Here is a 19,680-nt window from a genome sequence, read left to right on the forward strand (position 1 = left end):
GAGTTAGGTTCACATCCATCGTGTGTGTCCTCACAAATCAATTAAAATAAAGAAGCTTAAAAACACTTTACTCCTCTTCCCTAAAATAAACCTTATAAAAGTTCATAGATTTATCATCGTCATAACCTTTCTCAATCATATCCTTATTGCCATGAATATAAATGTGGAAATTCTTATCCAGTTTTAAAACACTTTTATAAGCACGAGCTTGTTTTTTAACTGCCGATTCTGCAATCTCAAAACTATCTGCAATCGGACTTTCGTACTCTTCTTCGTAGTTCTTTTTATAATTTTTAAAAGATTCTATTCCTTCAGCATTGCCAATAACCTCATTACCAAATTCCTCAATATCGAATGTTTCTTTCTCCTTAAAATATTTCATCGACCGATTGAGCAAATCAATTTTATCAGCCTTGCTTATCTCATATTCATCATCCATTTTTTGGGTTACAAAGTTTTTGTAAACGCCCAAAACATTATTGGTTTGGTTATAACTATCGTTACGGATTTTCAGTTTCAAAAACTCATCTTTCCAATAAACAGCACTTTCGTTGTTGCTTTTCGCCTGGTCTAAAACCACAACTTTGTAACCTTCTTCCTTATCAACATTAAAAATTAAACAGCCTTTATCCAATTTATTAATGCTGATGGCATCTTGCTCATAACTCATATTAAAGCCATCTTCTTTCGGAAAAACCTTTAGATAAGTATCTTTCGTTTCCGATTTAAAAATCCCAATAACATCCAGCTGCTCACCTTCAATCTGCACCTTTTCAAAATATGCCACATACATTTCTCCCGACTTAATTTTAGGATGGTTTGCCACATCATATAAGTATTTGGCCAATTGCTGAGAATCCTCATGAAAAAGCGCATTGTTTTCAAAAATTTCATTTGCGAAATGAAAAACTTCATTCAGCTGCAAGTTATCATTCGGATGGTAAAAACGATATACTTCGTTAACCTTTTCAAAAGGCTTTAAGAAATATTGCATTAATAAATTGCCTAATAATTCATCCTCAATTTTTAATGGTTCATCAGATAATTTATAGTATTCATCAAGCAATTTATTGCCTGTATGGTGTATAGAAAGTTGCTTTAACGAAGCTTCGAAAAATGAAATCATGCGGCAAATTAACGAAATAAATAGCGAGTTTAATTCCAATTTTTGTAATTGTATTAATCATTTGATAAGCAATTGCAGTGCTTATCGGCTTGAGATGTCCTGCCTTTTGCAATAGCTTCGATAGAAAAATCGGAGGCTGCCGTTCCCATCAAGTTTAAATTGCAAAACCAATGCTAATCCATTAACACCTGGCAAGGTTTCCAATTATTCTGAAACTTTTAATTTGTTCAAAAAATCTATAAATTTCTTATCAAAGTAATTAGCAACGCCTTCATGTTTAAAAGATATTCGTCCTTGCTTATCAAAAATTAATGTAGTTGGCAGCGAGCCAGTAAAAATTTGTTCTGGCACATCGCTCTCAACTTTATAAACTGGCATTTCATATTTTCTATCAGTCATGAATTTAGCCGATTTTAGCAAATCGCCATCTGCATCAGCAAATAGGAAAACAATATTCGAGTCGTTTTTAAACTGGTTATAGAGCTTATTCAACGAAGGCATTTCTGCCCTGCACGGCGGACACCAGGTTGCCCAAAAGTTTAAGAAAATTACTTTGCCCTTCAGTTCACCCAAATCAACCAATTCGCCTTTTACATTTTTAAACCTAATACCAGAAAGATTTGCAACCTCGATTTTAGTTTCCTCAACCTTTGGTGAATAGAAACCAATTTCCATTAATCCTTTTAAAAAAAATGCTTTTGCATCGGGTACAAAAACGATTACTAAAAGAATTGCGACAAATATGGTATTGAATATATTTTTCTTGATGAATTTCATCCTAAATATCATTTTATAAACACTATAAAAGCAATGTTACCTTACAAAGGTATATAATTGAATACTAATTGTTACTTTTGGCAAATTGAAAAAGCATAAGCAACATATTACCCGATTATTATCAGCATTAATGCTGACGGTTTTTGCTATTGCTTTAACGCCCTGGAATTTATTACACCATCATCAACCAGTTCCTGTAATTACTAAGGAAATTAACTGCAAACATTTAAGTCATGTTCAGGCTCATGCCGATAATTGCTTAATTTGTAATGCTGGTTTCGAAAAAAACTACGTTCAAACACATCACCTTTACAAAATATATTTTTCAGCAAAAATATTTAGCCAGGCTAGCCCTGTAATAAAAAGTTTTTATACTGAAATTAAGCGTACATCCCTACGCGGACCTCCTATAGCATAATTTTTTCAGCTTACAGCAATTCTTTGCTGAACCAAATCTTTATTTATTTACGAGATACTAAAGCAAGGTCGCTACAGCGCTTTTGTTTTGGCTATTTCTGATTATTCAAAATACGCAAATCATGAAAAAATTACAGCTTATAGGCTTTGTAATTCTATATACATTATTAACTACTACTGCTTTTGCAAATGTACTTAAAGACATAAAAGGTAAAGTTATCGATGCCAGTAATAAACAAACATTGCCTGGTGCAACTATATTTATCCCGGATTTAAAAGTTACCGCAGTTACCAATGCTGATGGAGAATTTACATTAAATAACCTTCCATCCAAGGGAAGTTATCTGGTTGAAGTACATTTTATCGGTTACAAAACAGCAACTCAAATTGTTAATTTTACTAGTACAGCTGGCTTAGAGTTTGCTTTGCAAGCTACAGCAATAGAAACTAAAGAAGTTGTAATTACAGGGAGTTTAATTAGTAGTACAAGCAAACGAAATAGTGCTTCATCTGCCGTGGTGGGTAAAGATCAGCTTTTACAACCATCAACAAATATAATTGATGCCTTGACTAGAATTCCTGGCGTTTCGCAAATTACAACAGGCCCGTCAATTTCAAAACCCGTAATTCGAGGCTTAGGTTACAACCGTATTGTAACTTTAGATGATGGCATTAAGCAGCAAGGCCAGCAATGGGGCGATGAGCATGGAATAGAAATAGACCAGTTTAAATCAGATAGAATTGAGGTCTTGCGTGGCGCAGCATCTTTAATGTATGGTTCTGATGCACTTGGCGGCGTAATCAACCTCTTAGAGCCAAGCTCAGCACCAGAAGGACAAGTTAAAGGTGAATTCATCTCAAATTATTCTACAAACAATGGCCTTACCGCTAACTCCTTAATGTTAAATGGTAACGAAAACGGTTTTGTTTGGAGAGCTCGTGGAACGTACAAAAATGCCTATTCTTTTAAAACGCCAACAGGTTATTTCCCTAACTCGGGCTTTAACGAAACCGATTTAAGTGGTATGGTTGGCTTAAACAAAAGCTGGGGTTATACGCACTTAAATGTTTCGAGTTTTCGTAACAATATTGGTTTCTATGAGCCAACTTTAGATGCTAATGGAAATTTTGTTAAAGAAGACGGCGAAGCATTCATTACTTCTGACTACAAAAGCAGAGATTTAGATTATCCCCGTCAGGATATCAGACATTTTAAAATTGCGCTAAATAATAACTTCGTTCTAGGAAATGGCAACTTAAAGGCCGATTTCGGTTATCAGCAAAACCAACGTCGCGAATTAGAAGACGGACCAGAACCATCGTTGTTCTTCGACCTTAAAACTTATAACGCAGATTTAAAATATTACATCCACGAAACCAATGGATGGCAGCCCGTTTTCGGTATTAGTGCAGATGCTGGTAAAAGTCAGAATAAAGGAATCGAATATTTAATTCCTGATTATAATACTTACGGAATTGGTGTTTTTGCTTTCGCGAAGAAAAACTGGGATAACAATACCTTTAGCTTAGGTGCTCGTTACGATTATCGCAAAAACAACGGCAAACAACTATTTGTAGATGGCGATGAGTTATTTGCGCCTTTCCAAAATAAGTTTTCAAATGTGAGTGGTGCTTTAGGCTTTACGCATCAGTTTAATGAAGAATGGAACTTTAAAGCGAATGCAGGTTCTGCCTTTCGTGCACCAAACCCAGCAGAATTAGCCTCGAACGGTGTGCACGAAGGTACTTATCGCTATGAAATTGGCAACACAAATCTTAGTCCTGAGCGCAGCTACCAGGTCGATGCTGCATTAGAGTACGAAGGCAAAATTGTGAGCGCAAGCGCAAGCATTTACAATAACTATGTTCATAATTTTATTTATGCTTCGAACAATGGGGAAACCATTATGGCTGAAGGTGACCAATATCCGGTTTACCGTTACGGACAGGTTAATGCAAATCTTTATGGTGCTGAAGCCAGTTTAACCATTCACCCGGTTTCTTTTATACATTTCGAAAATACATTTGGTTATGTTCATGCTGAAAATAGCACTTTAAACAGGCCGTTGGCTTTTATTCCGGCAGCAACTTTAAGAAATGAGTTACGTTTCGAACCTAAGTTAAAAGGCACAAACGATGCTTATTTATCGGTTGGGATTAATTCTGCATTTAAGCAAACACGTGTTGATGATGTTTTTGAAACACCTACAAGTGGTTACACGCTATTAAATGCAGGTATTGGTGCAACTTTCAATTTAGGTAAGCAGCCAATTAAGTTATCCGTATCCGGTAATAATTTACTTAACCAGAAATATTATGACGCTTTAAGCAGATTTAAACCTGGTCGTTTTGATTATGAAAACCCAAATCTAGGTGTTTATAATACTGGTAGAAATATCACCTTCGGTTTATATGTGCCATTTACCTTGGTAAAATAAAAGAGGAAAATCGTCTCCATTAAGAATAGAAGTCCAGCAGTCCAAAACTGCTGGACTTCTTGTTATAGTAATAAATTAAGCCGGAAAGGATTTAGATTTTTTTTTATTCGTACTTCAAATAAAAATCTGAGTGTATGTGTTAAATTAGCGACAGAAACTATGAGTAATTGCTTCCTATAGATAGGAAATGATTTCTGCAGAACGAATTTTGAAGAGAAATTTAAAGCCAAAAAAGCCACTCCTTTTCAGGAATGGCTTTAAATATTTATCCTTCGACTACGCTCAGGACGACAATTACTTAATTTAAGCTAATAATCTGATTGGTTCTTCTAATAAACCTTTTAACGTTTGTAAGAATTGCGCTCCAGTTGCACCATCAACCACACGGTGATCGCAACCTAAAGTTAATTTCATTACGTTACCCGGAACAACAGCACCATTTTTAACAACTGGCACTGCTTGTATAGCCCCTACTGATAAAATTGCACCATCAGGAGAGTTTATGATTGATGTAAACTCATCAATACCAAACATACCTAAGTTAGAAACGGTGAAAGTCGAACCTTCCCAGTCTGCTGGTTGCAGTTTTTTAGCTTTTGCTTTAGCGCCAAAGTCTTTTACTTCAGCAGAAATGTGAGATAATGATTTACCATCTGCAAAACGTACAACTGGCACCAATAAACCATCTTCTACGGCCATAGCAACACCAATGTTAGTATGCTCGTTGAAACGGATTTTATCTCCACCCCATGATGAGTTAACAGCAGGGTGTTTTTTCAATGCAACAGCAACCGCTTTAATTACGATATCGTTGAAAGAAACTTTAACAGGAGCAACAGCATTGATTGCCGTACGGGCAGCCATTGCGTTATCCATATCTATACTAACAGTTAAATAGAAATGTGGCGCAGTAAATAAACTTTCTGCCAAACGTTTTGCAATTACTTTACGCATTTGCGAAACAGGCTGCTCTGTAAATTTAACCTCACCAACAAATGTTGGAATAACTGGAGCAGCAGCAGGCGCACTATTGCTTTCCACTTTAGCGTTTCCACTTTCCGCTTGTGCAGCAGGTTTAAAGTTTTCGATATCTTTCTTAATGATACGACCACCTTCTGCACTACCTGCAACTTGCGATAAATCAATTCCTTTATCCTTAGCAATTTTTTTAGCTAAAGGAGATGCTTTTACACGACTATCTGACAAGCTTTCTGCTACTGGAGCACTTGCGCTTGCATCCGCAGTTGCTTTTGGTGCTTCTTCTTTGGGAGCATCAGCGCTTTCAGCTTTAGGCTTTGAGCTCTGAGCACCACCTGCCAAAATACCACTAACGTCAGTTCCTTCTGGTCCAACTATAGCAATAATGCCGTTTACTTTTGCCGCCGAACCTTTTTCTACACCAATGTGCAATAACGTTCCAGTTGCATACCCCATAACTTCCATAGTAGCCTTATCGGTTTCTACATCAGCTAAAACATCATCATCTTTAACTTTATCGCCAACTTTTTTATGCCATTCAGCAATTACGCCTTCAGTCATTGTATCGCTTAACAAAGGCATACGAATTACGGTAACGCCTTTTGCTGCTAATTCTTCTTCGCTTAAACCACCACCTTGAGCAGGGGCAACTTCCTCTTTTTCTTTCGGAGCTTCAGCACTTTCAGCTTTAGGCTTTTCGCTTTCTGCTTCACTACCACCCTTTTCAGCCTCTAAAGCCGCCTTGTAATCTTCGCCTTCTTTACCTATAACGGCCATGATTGCATCAACCGGAACTGCAGTACCTTCTTCTACACCTACGTATAAAAGAACACCATCCCAGTAAGATTCCATATCCATTGTTGCTTTGTCAGTTTCTACTTCTGCCAAAACATCACCGCTTTTCACTTTATCGCCCACTTTTTTATGCCACTTCGCCAAAACCCCTTCGGTCATGGTGTCGCTCATTTTGGGCATTTTAATTACATCAGCCATTATATCTAATTAATTGAAATCTTTTTAAAATATTAGTCCATTACGTAAGGGTAGTTCTCCGTTTTGTATACATCTTTGTATAGCTCAGATGCATCTGGCCAAGGAGATTCCTCTGCAAATTTTACAGCTTGATCTACAATAGCCTTAACTTTAGCTTCTACCTCTTCAACCCAAGCTTCATCTGCATACTTTTCATTAAGAATAGTTTCTCTTGCATGTTCAACTGGATCTTTTGCCTTATAATCTTCTAACTCTTCTTTAGTACGATATTTTGCAGGGTCAGACATTGAATGACCACGGTAACGGTAAGTTCTCATTTCTAAGAAAGTTGGTCCTTCGCCTTTACGAGCTCGTTGAATAGCTTCATCCATTGCGTTATGAACAGCAACTGGATCCATACCATCAACTGGTGCGCATGGCATATCAAAACCTAAACCAATTTTATAAATATCGGTCATGTTTGTAGTACGTTGTACCGAGGTACCCATTGCATAACCATTGTTTTCGCAAACAAAAATCACAGGCAATTTCCACAACATAGCCATGTTAAAAGTTTCGTTTAATGCGCCTTGACGCACAGCGCCATCACCCATATAACAAATATTAACGTTATCTGTTCCTTTATATTTTTCTGCAAAAGCAACACCAGCACCTAGTGGAATCTGACCCCCAACAATTGCATGGCCACCATAAAAGTTATGTTCTTTGCTAAACATGTGCATCGAACCACCTTTACCTTTAGAACAACCAGTAGCTTTACCATACATTTCTGCCATGATGCTATCAGCGCTTACTCCTAAAGCTAAAGCATGAGCGTGATCACGGTAGGTTGTAATCATCGAATCACCTTTTTGCATTGCAGATATAGCACCTGCAACTACAGCTTCTTGTCCAATGTATAAATGACAAAAGCCACGTATTTTTTGTTGTCCGTATAGCTGGCCGGTTTTTTCTTCGAATTTACGCATTAGTAACATCGACTCGAACCACTTTAACCAGGTATCTTTATTTATTTCTACTGCACTCATTTTAGGGTATTTGTTTTTTTGCGACAGCAAATCTAATTTTTTTATTGTAATTTTTGGCACTTTCTAGTGTAAAAACATCATGTTATTTAGCTTGTTACTAGATTTAACACTCTTTTTACATTTAAATATCGCCAATCATGGCTATTTCTCTCAAAACACCGATTTTTTAGATTTTATACTTCGCGGTTTATCAAATTCCATATTCAATTTATAAGGAAATTTAATTCTGTAAATTAACATTTTTACCTAATTATAAATATTTTCAGGAGGGCAAATGCAGAAGCTTTTTGTTTACTACAGTCCCGCCATTCACGTTATCTTTTTTTCAAAAATTTCCCTAGATACTTAAGTTTTTGACACAAAAAAGTATAATTACTGCTGCCGGGCTTAGATAATTTTGGTTTGCACAGGTAAAATCGTCTTTTCAAACTACAAACTAAAGCCTCAACAGAATGGAGAATTATTTTGACTATTAGACAGGTTCAAATTTATTTGGCTTTAATGAAAAAGATCACATTAAAAATGTTCAGATTGCTTTCGCGAAAAGATTGTATTAATGAGCAGGACTATCTTAAACGATCAAAAACAAAAACTGCTTTTGAAGATAATTTTAATGCCTAAACGTCGTTTTAAAACCAAGACAAATTGTCGAAATGTTAATAACTTTCACTTTTTAACACAAACATTTGGATAACATTTGTATAATCAATACTTTTGAAACTCAATAATAAGCCCATGTGGTTTACGTTACTGTGTAAGTGAATTACCCAAACATAACTGTATAACATGATTAAAAAATTTTTGTTTTCATCCCTAATCGCTATCTGCACGCTCTCTGCCGCATTTGCGCAAACAAAAACAAAAGAAACAGGAAAAGAATTAACAGACCCTGACAACCTTGCATCACAGTATTTCTCTCAAGTTATGGGTGTTGCAGTTGATGCGACTTCGAACTTAAAATTATACAAGTTTGTTTACGAATGGATTGGAACTCCTTATAGTTTCGGCGGAAACACAAAAAAAGGGATTGATTGTTCGGCTTTTACTAAAGCGATTTACGATAAAGTTTTCAACACTACAATAAGAAGAAATTCTAGAGATATTTTTAGCATGGTTGACCCACTGTCTAAAGAAGATTTAAAAGAGGGAGATTTAGTTTTCTTCAAAATTAAAAGCAGAAGTATTTCTCATATTGGCATTTACCTTGGCGATAACAGATTTGCACATGCATCAAGTTCGCGTGGTGTTGTTATCAGTAATTTAAACGAACCTTATTATAGTCGTTACTTTTATAAGGGCGGGCGTATTTTAGAATCTTTTAAGAAAGATTTTACAGTAGAATAGTTTATAATTAACTTTAATTAAAATATACAGTCCTCCTTAAGAAATTTTGGAGGATTTTTTTATGCATCAAATTTATCATACTTTGTGCTGCTGATAAGCACAGACATTCCTAACCAGCCGTAATTGAAAGGCCACAAAGCAACTTCTCCTATTAAATAGATGCTTCATGCCTCACAAATAACGATAAGAGAAAATAACTATTATATCAATGAAATTAATAAAGAGCATAATTTTATCTTCAATAGCAATTGGACTGCTAATAAGCTGTACAAGTAATAATGCACAGGTTATTACTGTAGCAAAAGCTGATACAGTCATCCGAAAAATTAAGGATACCATTTCAATAACTGCTGTTGGCGATATTATGCTTGGTTCAGCATTTCCATCGAAAACAAATCTTCCTCCAGATGATGCCGTAAATAGTTTTCAAGCAGTAGATAGCTTGTTAAAAGGCGATATTATTTTCGGAAATTTAGAAGGTTGTTTTTTAAACTCTGGCAACTCAAATAAATGTAATGGCATTAATCCAAACAACTGCTATGCTTTCCGCATGCCGGAACGTTATGCCGGGATCTACAAAAAGGCTGGCTTTAATGTTTTAAGCATCGCGAATAATCATGTGGGTGATTTTGATTCAAGGGGAAGAAAAAATACTGCCCGAATTCTTGATTCCTTGCAAATTCATTATGCAGGCCAATTAAATAAACCTTTCGAAGTTTTTGAAAAAGATAGCGTAAAATATGCTTTCTGCGCTTTTGCACCAAATGAAAATACAGTTTCAATTAATAAAATAGATAGTGCAAAAGCATTGGTTGCAAGACTTAAAACTATGGCCGATATTGTTATTGTATCGTTTCATGGTGGCGGTGAAGGCGCAAGATTTGAGCACGTTACACGTAAAAATGAAATTTTTTATAATGAAAACCGTGGTAACGTTTATGCTTTTGCCCACGGGGTAATCGATGCTGGTGCAGATGTAGTTTTAGGCCATGGACCACATGTAGCCCGTGCAGTTGAAGTGTACAAAAATAAGTTTATCGCTTACAGTTTGGGTAACTTTTGTACCTATGGCATGTTTAGTTTAAAAGGAAATAATGGTATTGCACCATTGCTGCAACTTAAAATAAATAGCAAAGGCGATTTTCTTTATGCCGATGTAACTTCTGTACAGCAAGATAAAATTAACCAACTAACAATTGATGAGAGCAACAGGGCTTTTAAAAGAGTTAAAAAGCTAACTGACGAAGATTTTACAGGACATCAATTAAAATTCGAGAACAACAAAATCACTTTAAAAGATTAATCTTCTGTTACATCAATTTTAATTTATTTCTGAATATTTGCAGCTTATGAAACTACCATGATTTGCAAAATCACAGAATGGAGATAATAAATCGTGGTAGCTTGATCACAATTGAAAATAAATTTTAACAGATGAAAAAAGGATTGATACTTCATTACATCATTGGAATAGCTGCAGCGATTTTGGTATTGGCAGCGGCCTACTATATTAATCAAAACCCAAAAAACTTATTATCTGCGGGAATAATCATTCTAGCGGGCTGTTTGGTTTCGTTTAGCCAATATCAAATAATTAAGCACAAGAAAAAGAAGTAATGGATACCTAAGTCAGTTAATTTGAAGGAAATCCAATTTGTTTGTGTTGGTTTAGACTTACAGTTTAAGCTAATCACAATCAGAAGGAAAAGAGATTAACTCTCATCCTTAGTATTTTTCACCAAGCCAATTCCCGAAACAAAAAATATCAAACCGATAATCCCATAAACCATTAATCCTCTTGTATCTTGACTGTGGTTTACGAAACCCCATCCTGCATAAATTAGTCCTATTATACCTAAAATAGTCAATACGGTTCCAAAAGTTCTTTTTACATTCATGTTTTTTAGATTAGTAATGTATATACAATGTTTTTACTCATTTGTTTTAATTCTGCAAATTTTAGAATCGAATTTCAGTAGCTTAAAAAAGGCAAAGCCACAGATTTAAAGATTGTATTAAAATCTGCAAATCTGTGGCTTTAAATAAATCCTAATTTTATCTGCGTGTTACCAAACACCTAACCGGTTTGCAGGTGCAATGTACATTTTTGCAGTTGCAGGAACATTGAATGCTTTATAAAATGCCTCCATATTATACACAGGTCCATTGACACGGAACATTTCAGGACTATGCGGATCTGTCTTTAAACGCATACGCATACGCTCATCTTTATTTTTAATTCTCCAAACCTGTGCAAAGCTTAAAAAGAAACGTTGATCAGGCGTAAAACCATCAATTTTTTTATCTCCTTTACCTTGTTCAGTGAGTTTGAAAGCATCGTAAGCGATATTTAAACCACCAATATCAGCCAAATTCTCACCCAATGTTAAAGCGCCATTAACATGTTGATTATCTAGAAGAGCAAAATTGCTATAGAATTTTTCAACTTTATCTGCTTTGGTTTTAAATTTTGCTGCATCATCTTTTGTCCACCACTCCTTTAAATTTCCAACCGCATCGTACTGACGACCCTGATCATCAAAACCATGAGTCATTTCATGTCCGATAACAGCACCAATTGCACCATAATTGATAGCGTCATCCGCATTAAAAGCAAAGAATGGAAATTGTAAAATTCCTGCTGGAAACACAATTTCGTTATATGCAGGATTATAGTAAGCGTTTACCGTTGGAGGAGTCATAAACCACTCACTTTTATCAACTGCCTTTCCTAATTTATTTATCATTTCTTTGTAAGCATTCTTTTGCGCAGATTGAAGGTTTGCAAAAAATGTGCTTTTAGAAATCTCTACATCATCATATTTTTTCCACTTATCGGTGTAGCCAATTTTCTTAACAAATGCGTTTAACTTTTCAAGTGCCTTCTTTTTTGTTTCGGCACTCATCCAGTCTAAATTTTTAATTCGTTGTTCATATACTCTCTGAAGATTATTAACCAACTCTAGCATACGTTTTTTAGCTTCTGGCTTAAAATATTGTTCTGCATATAACTGGCCTAGCAAATCGCCAAGGTTCCTGTCAGCATTATTTACCATCGATTTCCATCGCTCTGTTTGAGATTGACGTCCTGATAATGTTTTATCAAAGAACTCAAACCTGGCATCTCTAAACTTTTGAGTTAAGGCATACGAGCTTTCATTTAAAGCGTCGAATTTTAACTTCTCTTTCCAAATTTCAATTGGCTGTGATTTTATAAGGTTTGCCAAAGCAATATAATATTTCGGCTGACGAACAATTATTGTATCAACATTTACACCTAATTTGCTTAAAACAGCTTTCAAATCGATATTAGGAATTTGCTTTTGAAAATCGGCAACAGCAAATTTATTATAGTTTTTCTGCGGGTCACGCTGTTCAACTGGTGTAAAGTGCGACTGTGCTAAAGCGGTTTCAAGTTTTAATATATCAGTGGCGTATTTTGCTGCATTTGCTGAATCGCCTGCAAGTGTAAAAATTTTAGATATATATGCCTGATATTGAGTTCTAATCTTTTTAGCTTTATCATCCTGATCTAGATAATAACTTCTTTCGGGTAAATTAATGCCAGATTGATAGAATATTAAAGCATTTTTTGAACTCATCTTATCATCAGGTTCTACGCTAAAACTTAATAAATCGCCTTCAGCATTTTTAAATCCTTCAGCAATAAAATTGATTAAATCTTTATCATTTTTAATTGCATCAATTTTCGATAGTAATGGCTTGATTGGCTCGATACCTAACTTTTCTATAGTGGTTGAATCCATTCCGCTGGCATAAAAATCGCCAACTTTTTGTTCAGCTGTTCCTTTTGCTGCATTTCCTTTTGCTGCATGCTCTAAAATACCTTTTAGGTTTTTAAGGTTATCATTATACAAAGTATAAAATGAACCCCAACCAGTTTCCGTTTTGGGAATTTCGGTGTTTTTTACCCATTTACCATTCGCATAAAGGAAAAAATTATCCCCCGGTTTTACGGTTGTATCCATACCTGCTGTATCAAAAAACACGGTACGCTGGTCTGCCTCAGTAGCCTGATGGCTTTTATCGTTCTGGCAGGCAGCTAAAAATAATAGGGCTGCTGCCGGAAGAAAAATACTTTTTTTCATATTGTTGAAATTAGTTAGTTAAGTAAATCTACAAAAAGCAAGATGTAGTTTGTATGATTTTTTTTATAACTTCATAAAAAAATATCTAATTATGCAATACGCAATTTACATTTTAATCATTTTTGCGGTTATCCTCCTTTTAAGTTCTTTTGTAACTGTAAAACAAGGAACGATTGCCGTAATAACTGTTTTTGGCAAATACCAGCGACAGTTGAGGCCCGGTTTGAACTTTAAAATTCCTTTAATCGAGCAAATTTACTCCCGCATTTCGATTCAAAATCGTTCTGTAGAATTATCTTTCCAAGCGGTTACTCAAGACCAGGCGAACGTTTATTTTAAAGCCATGCTTTTATATTCTGTTGTTAATCAGGATGAGGAAACCATTAAAAATGTAGCCTTTAAATTTGTTGATGCGACAAACTTAATGCAAGCTTTAATCAGAACGATTGAAGGTTCGATTCGTGCTTATGTAGCAACACAAAAACAAGCAAATGTTTTGGCACAACGTAATGAAATTGTGCTTCATGTTAAGGAACAAATCGATCAGGTTTTAGATGGCTGGGGTTATCACTTACAGGATTTACAGTTAAACGACATCACTTTCGATGAAGAAATTATGCGCTCAATGAGTCGTGTTGTAGCTTCAAATAATTTAAAAGCAGCTGCAGAAAACGAAGGTCAGGCTTTATTAATCACGAAAACTAAGGGTGCAGAAGCTGATGGTAACGCAATTAAAATTGCTGCAATGGCCGAACGTGAAGCAGCACAGCTTCGTGGACAAGGTATTGCTTTGTTTAGAGAAGAGGTGGCGAAGGGTATGACCAATGCAGCGCATGAGATGCAACAAGCTAACTTAGACACCTCAGTGATTCTTTTCACGATGTGGACTGAGGCAATTAAACAATTCGCTGAATATGGCGAAGGCAATATTATCTTCTTAGATGGAAGTACCGAAGGGATGAATAAAACCATGAAGGAAATGATGGCCATGCAAATGAACCGTCAAAACGAGCCAAATTCTCCGCTTAATAAATAACTTATTTTACACAAATAGAAAAGCCGCTTAAGTTTAAAAACTCAAGCGGCTTTTTGTTAGCAATATTTTTTGCTAGTTATTCGTTGGCATCAAACCAAGGTTCATAACATAGTTGCCAGATTGTTGCATAAAATCGCCCATTACATGTAACGATTCATCTTCAATAAAATCGAAGGCATCTTGCTTGGTTAATTTATCACCTTTCTTAATCGCTGGCAAACCTCTCGCCGCTCTTAATTCATTAACTCTTGCCAAAGATTTAACCTCCTGAGCTTCCCGTTCTGCCTTTAATTTAGCTTCGTTTAAGGTAACCGAAACTTCAGCATCGCGTTTTTTCATTTCTGCGATATCTTCCTTCAAATATTTAAAATCTAAAGAGTTTGCAATGCGTTGCTCGCTGTTTTTAATCAGGTTAGGCTTAACTGCGGTTAAATTGGCAACAGCTTTAAAGTTTGAGCTTGGAATCACATCCCAAGGTAATGCAGACGGCTCTGTATCTTCACCAATTTTATCCATTGGATATACTGAAGGGAAAACAACATCTGGTGTTACTCCTTTATGCTGCGTGCTGCTACCAGCAACTCTGTAAAACTTAGCCATAGTCAAGTTAATTTGACCAAGATTAATATCTGCAGCAGTTGTAGCGGATGGAGCAGTACCTGTAGTTTTATTTTTGGTAATTAAACTTGCCATTCGTTGTAGCATGCTTGGGTTCACCAATTTATTTAAATCGATTGATGATTGAACGGTTCCTTTACCATAAGTTTGGCTACCCATTATAATACCACGACCATAATCCTGAATTGCACCAGCAAAAATCTCAGAAGCCGAAGCACTTAAACGGTCAACCATTACGCCAAATGGACCTTCCCAGGCCACACCTGAGTTTTCATCTTCATCAACTTCGATTTTATTACGTAAATCTTTAACCTGTACAACTGGACCTCTATCGATAAATAAACCTGTCAGCGAAATAGCTTCAACTAACGAACCACCACCGTTTCCGCGTAAATCCATTACGATGGCATCAACTTTATCAAAAGTTTTTAAAGAGTCAATTAATTTTCTAACATCACGGGTTGTGCTTTTATAGTTTTTATCCCCCGCATTTGCAGCTTTAAAATCTGCATAAAAAGCAGGCAAGGTTATAATACCCATTTTGTATTCTTTACCATTTTGATTAATGGTTTTAACCTTTTTCTTAGCAGAAGTTTCTTCCAAAACGATTTTATCGCGAACCAATGAAATAATCACAGGCTTAGACGACATTTCCTTTCCGGAAGGAATTACCTTTAAGCGAACTTTAGTTCCTTTAGCGCCTTTAATTTTAGCTACAGTTGCATCTAATCTCCATCCAACAACGTCAACAAACTCACCATCACCTTGTGCCACAGCGATAATTTTATCGCCAGGAGCAAGTTGTTTATCTTTGAATGCTGGTCCGCCTGCGATAATTTCTGAGATTTTAACAACTTCGTTTTCCAGTTGTAAACGAGCGCCGATGCCTTCGAAAGAGCGAGACATATCTTCGTTAAAAGCAACTGCATTTACTGGGTTAAAGTAATTTGTATGCGGATCAATAGATTCTGTAAATGCATCCATCAAAATCTGAAATACATCTTGATTATTAGTTTTAGCCGTTTGCGATTGAAGATTCTGATAACGTTTTGTTAAAGTTTCTACGTTTTTAGCTTGTGCTGTACCTGCTAAATTAAGGTTGATTAACTCGTATTTAACTCTTTTTTTCCATGTATCGTTTAGCGCGGTACTAGAAGCTGCCCAGGGCATCTTCTCTCTATCGTAGGTATAAGAATCAGTTTGGTTGAAATCGAATTTGTTTTTAATTTGAGCTAAAGAATAAGAGAAATATTCGTTCAGGCGTTTCGCGTAAACGTTATAGATAAAGAATGGACCACTTAAATCACCGTTTTTAAAATCGTCATCAAGGGTGTATCTGTATTTTTCAAATTCTTTAATATCAGAAGCTAAAAAATAATTTTTGCCCTGATCAAGAGACTTAATATACTTATCAAGAATTAAGGAAGAAATAGAATCGTTGATTTCTAGCTTCTTGTAATTATAGCTTTCAATCAAATTAACAACTTCTTTAATAACTAATTGCTGTTGTTCGTCTGGTTTCACATTGGTAACACCATCAACAATAGGTTGTGTTTTAGGAGCGGCATGGCAAGCTAGCACTGCAGCGGTAAAAAATACAAAAAATATTCTCTTCAACATCTCTTTAAATAATTTAAAATCCATTTCTAATTCTATATAGCCAATATGATACCATTTTCTCAAATAAACAAAAAAGAGACAGCTTTATTACCGTCTCTTCTTAAAACGTATCAAATCTAACTAAAAGGTTTTTATTTATCAATCTTCCAAAATAACGATAATGTAAGCTTTTTGTTTTAAAATGAAGGGTTTGCAGAAGTTTTGAATTATAAGATTACACTCAAATTAGACGTATGTTAAATAGTGTTAAATTATTTTACATATGGTGGCAGAATAGCCAACCCACAACAATTTGAGACTTATTAAAACGAAAACCAAACCTTTAGGGGCTGATTAAGAAAGTAGAATTATTTTTTTGAAGAGGTTTTGCTGGCGATAACGTCGCGAGCATCTTTAATCTGAGCTTTATATTGAGTGCTTTTTATTGAGCTGGCTAAAGCTTCTGCTTGTTTTAAATCCTTTGAAGCAAGTACAAAATCTTTCTTTTTAATCTTTACCTGAACTAAACCTAAAACAGATTCAATATATGAAGTGCTGCTTTTAAGCTGTTTTGCCAATATGCCTTGCTGCGTGTAAAACCACATCGATTGTGTGTATTTATTATTAGCCAGATAAACTTTCCCTAAAATGTTGTAGGTATTCATTTGCCCAACTCTACTACCCATTTTGGAGTAGTTTTTTAAAACTACATTAAGTAAAATTTGTTCTGCATCGCTAAAACGGCCTAGCTGATAATGCATATTGCTCATTTTAATAAGTGCCTGGCAATAAAGATTAAAGTTTTTAACCGCATTAAATTCGAATGCAGCCTTGCCAAATAAAGTTAAGGCTTCAGTAAATTCACCTTTTTTCTCCAGGCCTTCAGCATCTTCAAAATAGTTATTTCCTTCGGCAAGGTCGTATTTAGACACAGCTATATTAATAGCGCTGCCACCTAATCCGGGTTCCTGATTATCAGACTTATCTATATTTTGTGCGTAAAGATTTAAGGAGGCAAAAAGGCTTAAAAAAGCCATAACCATTTTAGTCATGCAACAAAAATAATACTTTAATTTAATTTTTAGTTAAATACCTGTAAATTAACATCAAAAGCCGCCCAAACCATGTAGGGATGAGAATCGCAGTGGTAAATTTCGCCTTCAGTAGTAATTCCTACCACACCAGCAAAGCCATCGAATGCTTTAAGCTCTTTAAATGACTTATCAGCTGCGTCTTTTAAAGTGAAACCATCGGTAACTCTGGTTACAATTTTTGCAGCTAAAGCGCCACTAACAATATCTTCCCCTACGCCCGTACAAGAAATACCTGCATATTGATTTGCATAATTGCCGGCAACAGTTGCAGAATCGCTCACACGACAAGGAATTTCGAAACCTTTACCGCCTGTAGAAGTTGCCGCAGCAAGATTGCCTTCGCTATCTAAAGCCACGCAACCAACTGTACCTTTATTATTTTGCTGGTTTAATTTTGCTTCATATTCAGATTGGCGTTGTGGTGTAATTGGGTTGAAATATTCAAAACCATTTTTACGTGCAAAATCCTGAGCGCCTTCGCCACTTAAAACTCTGTCATCGTAAGTTAAGAGGTGTCTAGCAATTTCGATGGGGTTTTTAACATCTTCTAAATTAATAACACCACTAAACTTTTCCGTTTTACCATCCATTAAGGCAGCACTTAAGCGCACTTTACCATCACTTTGAATCTGAGAGCCAATGCCTGCATTAAAAAGTTCATTATCCTCTAACAAAGCAACCGTATATACAACAGTTTCTAAAGCCGTGTGGGTTTTTAAATATTCATGACCAAGGGTAACAATATTTGCTAATGCATCTTGCTTGGCTTTTTTTGTCTCCTGATTGGTAGATGACTCACTGAAAAAGCCACCGTGTATAATCAATTTCATTTTATTAGTGTCGAGATGTAAGTATCAAGATTTAGTATCGAGTATCAAGAGTGATTGGCAAATATGCTATCTACCTTATTTATTCAATTTTAAGCTTTTCGCTTTAGTCTTTCCGCTTTTAGCTTAATACTATCCTGCCGGAACAACTTTTGGATGATGAATAATCAAACTATGATCTGTTAAATCATAAACATCGCCATCGCACATTACATGTACAACCATATTTTTGATAGAAACCGGTTGTCCCATTTCAACATCAGTTAAATTTGTATCAGCCATTTGGCGGCCATCTACCAAGATAACCATGCCAGAACCAATGGCTTCCATAACATGACCATCAGAAATAAATAGCCCCGTATCTTCGCCCAAACCGATACCTAAAATACCTGGATTACTTGCCGCAGCATATAACAAACGGCCAATTCTACCACGCTGAACAAAGTGCGTATCAACAATTACATCATCGATAAAACCTAATCCACCAGTAATTTTAACTTCGCCTTTTAGCAAAGCGTCTTTACTGCTTCCCTGGTAAATCATGTTTTTTGAACTTGCGGCAGCTCCTGCCGATGTACCTGCGATAACTACAAGTTCGTTTTTGTACTTTTCTAAAAGGATTTGATGGATTTTTGTCCCGCCAAAAATAGAAGATAAACGCAACTGGTCTCCACCGGTAAAAATAATCACATCAGCAGCCTTTATGCGCTCGCAATTTTCTTCAGAATTCGAATCTTCTCGATTTGCAATATTTAATACACCTACATTATGAACATCTAATTGAGCGTACGCTTTTATATATTCTTCGCCAACCTTTTCAGGCATTAAAGAAGCCGTCGTAATAATTTCGAAACGCGAATCAATATCTTTTATCGATTCTGTAGTAATTCTTTTTAAAATTCCACGTTCAAAAAAATTCATGTTTTCAGGCAATCCGAATTGCGTTTCTGCAAAGCTGCCAGTGTTTATTGCGCCACCTATAATGATGAGTTTACCTTTCGGAACCATTCTCTGTGTATTATTATTGTATCAAAAAAATCAAATATATCAGCTTATGATAAAAAACACGACTTTTTTTGTCAATAATATTCACTTTATTAACATAGGTTGAAATTTTTCTCCTAAAAACTTATGCTCTTAGGGCTGAAAATAAAACAATTATACCAAAAAATTGATTTAGGTATTTGCAGTATCAATTTTCAAAATAAATTTATAATTTACAATCATCAATTTTACAATTCCTAATTGAACTAAATTGGCTATCCCAACCCACTTTTTTAACAAAAAACGACGAAA

The 19,680-nt window shown here is 35.6% G+C and carries 16 protein-coding genes; 6 read left to right on the forward strand and 10 right to left on the reverse strand.

Going from position 1 to position 19,680, the window contains the following annotated elements:
- Positions 1-67 precede the first annotated feature (67 nt).
- A complete protein-coding gene (locus tag ACFOUY_RS18595) occupies positions 68-1,126 on the reverse strand; it encodes a nucleoid-associated protein (RefSeq protein ID WP_378962758.1) in 1,059 nt (352 codons plus the stop codon).
- A 204-nt stretch (positions 1,127-1,330) separates the two neighbouring features.
- On the reverse strand, positions 1,331-1,903 hold the full coding sequence (locus tag ACFOUY_RS18600) for a TlpA family protein disulfide reductase (protein ID WP_378962760.1): 573 nt from the start codon (positions 1,901-1,903) through the stop codon (positions 1,331-1,333).
- A gap of 85 nt (positions 1,904-1,988) precedes the next feature.
- Between ACFOUY_RS18600 and ACFOUY_RS18605 the strand changes: the two genes are divergently transcribed.
- Together ACFOUY_RS18605 and ACFOUY_RS18610 are read left to right on the forward strand one after the other, a co-directional pair.
- The gene (locus ACFOUY_RS18605; protein WP_378962761.1) at positions 1,989-2,321 is read left to right on the forward strand and encodes a hypothetical protein; all 333 of its coding nucleotides are present in this window, start codon (positions 1,989-1,991) and stop codon (positions 2,319-2,321) included.
- A gap of 121 nt (positions 2,322-2,442) precedes the next feature.
- A complete protein-coding gene (locus tag ACFOUY_RS18610) occupies positions 2,443-4,758 on the forward strand; it encodes a TonB-dependent receptor (RefSeq protein WP_378962762.1) in 2,316 nt (771 codons plus the stop codon).
- Positions 4,759-5,061: 303 nt separating this feature from the next.
- Here ACFOUY_RS18610 and ACFOUY_RS18615 read toward each other — a convergent pair whose 3' ends face one another.
- Both ACFOUY_RS18615 and pdhA read right to left on the reverse strand, forming a co-directional pair.
- Positions 5,062-6,729 (reverse strand): pyruvate dehydrogenase complex dihydrolipoamide acetyltransferase, encoded by a 1,668-nt coding sequence (locus ACFOUY_RS18615; protein WP_378962764.1) that lies wholly within the window; start codon positions 6,727-6,729, stop codon positions 5,062-5,064.
- Between the two features lie 32 nt (positions 6,730-6,761).
- Positions 6,762-7,757, reverse strand: coding sequence for a pyruvate dehydrogenase (acetyl-transferring) E1 component subunit alpha (gene pdhA / locus ACFOUY_RS18620; protein WP_378962765.1), 996 nt, complete (start codon positions 7,755-7,757; stop codon positions 6,762-6,764).
- Between the two features lie 786 nt (positions 7,758-8,543).
- Between pdhA and ACFOUY_RS18625 the strand changes: the two genes are divergently transcribed.
- From ACFOUY_RS18625 to ACFOUY_RS18635, 3 genes are all read left to right on the forward strand, one after another.
- Positions 8,544-9,101: a C40 family peptidase gene (locus ACFOUY_RS18625; RefSeq protein ID WP_378962766.1), complete on the forward strand. Its 558-nt coding sequence runs from the start codon at positions 8,544-8,546 to the stop codon at positions 9,099-9,101.
- Between the two features lie 208 nt (positions 9,102-9,309).
- Entirely contained in the window at positions 9,310-10,404 is a 1,095-nt protein-coding gene (locus ACFOUY_RS18630) for a CapA family protein (RefSeq protein WP_378962767.1), read from the forward strand.
- Between the two features lie 131 nt (positions 10,405-10,535).
- Positions 10,536-10,718: a hypothetical protein gene (locus ACFOUY_RS18635; protein WP_378962768.1), complete on the forward strand. Its 183-nt coding sequence runs from the start codon at positions 10,536-10,538 to the stop codon at positions 10,716-10,718.
- Between the two features lie 95 nt (positions 10,719-10,813).
- Here the strand turns inward: ACFOUY_RS18635 and ACFOUY_RS18640 are convergent, their stop codons facing one another.
- Both ACFOUY_RS18640 and ACFOUY_RS18645 read right to left on the reverse strand, forming a co-directional pair.
- Entirely contained in the window at positions 10,814-10,999 is a 186-nt protein-coding gene (locus ACFOUY_RS18640) for a hypothetical protein (protein ID WP_056848243.1), read from the reverse strand.
- A gap of 168 nt (positions 11,000-11,167) precedes the next feature.
- Positions 11,168-13,210 carry a M13 family metallopeptidase gene (locus tag ACFOUY_RS18645; protein ID WP_378962769.1) on the reverse strand — a complete coding sequence of 681 codons (2,043 nt, stop codon included), beginning with the start codon at positions 13,208-13,210 and terminating at the stop codon, positions 11,168-11,170.
- A 91-nt stretch (positions 13,211-13,301) separates the two neighbouring features.
- On the opposite strand from ACFOUY_RS18645, the gene ACFOUY_RS18650 reads away from it, so the two are divergent.
- Positions 13,302-14,246, forward strand: a complete 945-nt coding sequence (locus tag ACFOUY_RS18650; RefSeq protein ID WP_378962772.1) for an SPFH domain-containing protein — start codon at positions 13,302-13,304, stop codon at positions 14,244-14,246.
- A 72-nt stretch (positions 14,247-14,318) separates the two neighbouring features.
- Here the strand turns inward: ACFOUY_RS18650 and ACFOUY_RS18655 are convergent, their stop codons facing one another.
- The 4 genes from ACFOUY_RS18655 to ACFOUY_RS18670 all read right to left on the reverse strand — a co-directional run bounded on the left by ACFOUY_RS18655 (position 14,319) and on the right by ACFOUY_RS18670 (position 19,392).
- A complete protein-coding gene (locus ACFOUY_RS18655) occupies positions 14,319-16,508 on the reverse strand; it encodes a carboxy terminal-processing peptidase (protein ID WP_378962773.1) in 2,190 nt (729 codons plus the stop codon).
- Positions 16,509-16,831: 323 nt separating this feature from the next.
- The gene (locus ACFOUY_RS18660; RefSeq protein ID WP_378962774.1) at positions 16,832-17,500 is read right to left on the reverse strand and encodes a tetratricopeptide repeat protein; all 669 of its coding nucleotides are present in this window, start codon (positions 17,498-17,500) and stop codon (positions 16,832-16,834) included.
- A 44-nt stretch (positions 17,501-17,544) separates the two neighbouring features.
- Positions 17,545-18,387, reverse strand: a complete 843-nt coding sequence (locus tag ACFOUY_RS18665; RefSeq protein WP_378962775.1) for an isoaspartyl peptidase/L-asparaginase — start codon at positions 18,385-18,387, stop codon at positions 17,545-17,547.
- A 129-nt stretch (positions 18,388-18,516) separates the two neighbouring features.
- A complete protein-coding gene (locus tag ACFOUY_RS18670; RefSeq protein ID WP_378962776.1) occupies positions 18,517-19,392 on the reverse strand; it encodes a cyanophycinase in 876 nt (291 codons plus the stop codon).
- Between the last annotated feature and the right edge of the window lie 288 nt (positions 19,393-19,680).

Source organism: Pedobacter jamesrossensis, from assembly GCF_042650905.1.
Taxonomy (GTDB): Bacteria; Bacteroidota; Bacteroidia; order Sphingobacteriales; family Sphingobacteriaceae; genus Pedobacter; species Pedobacter jamesrossensis.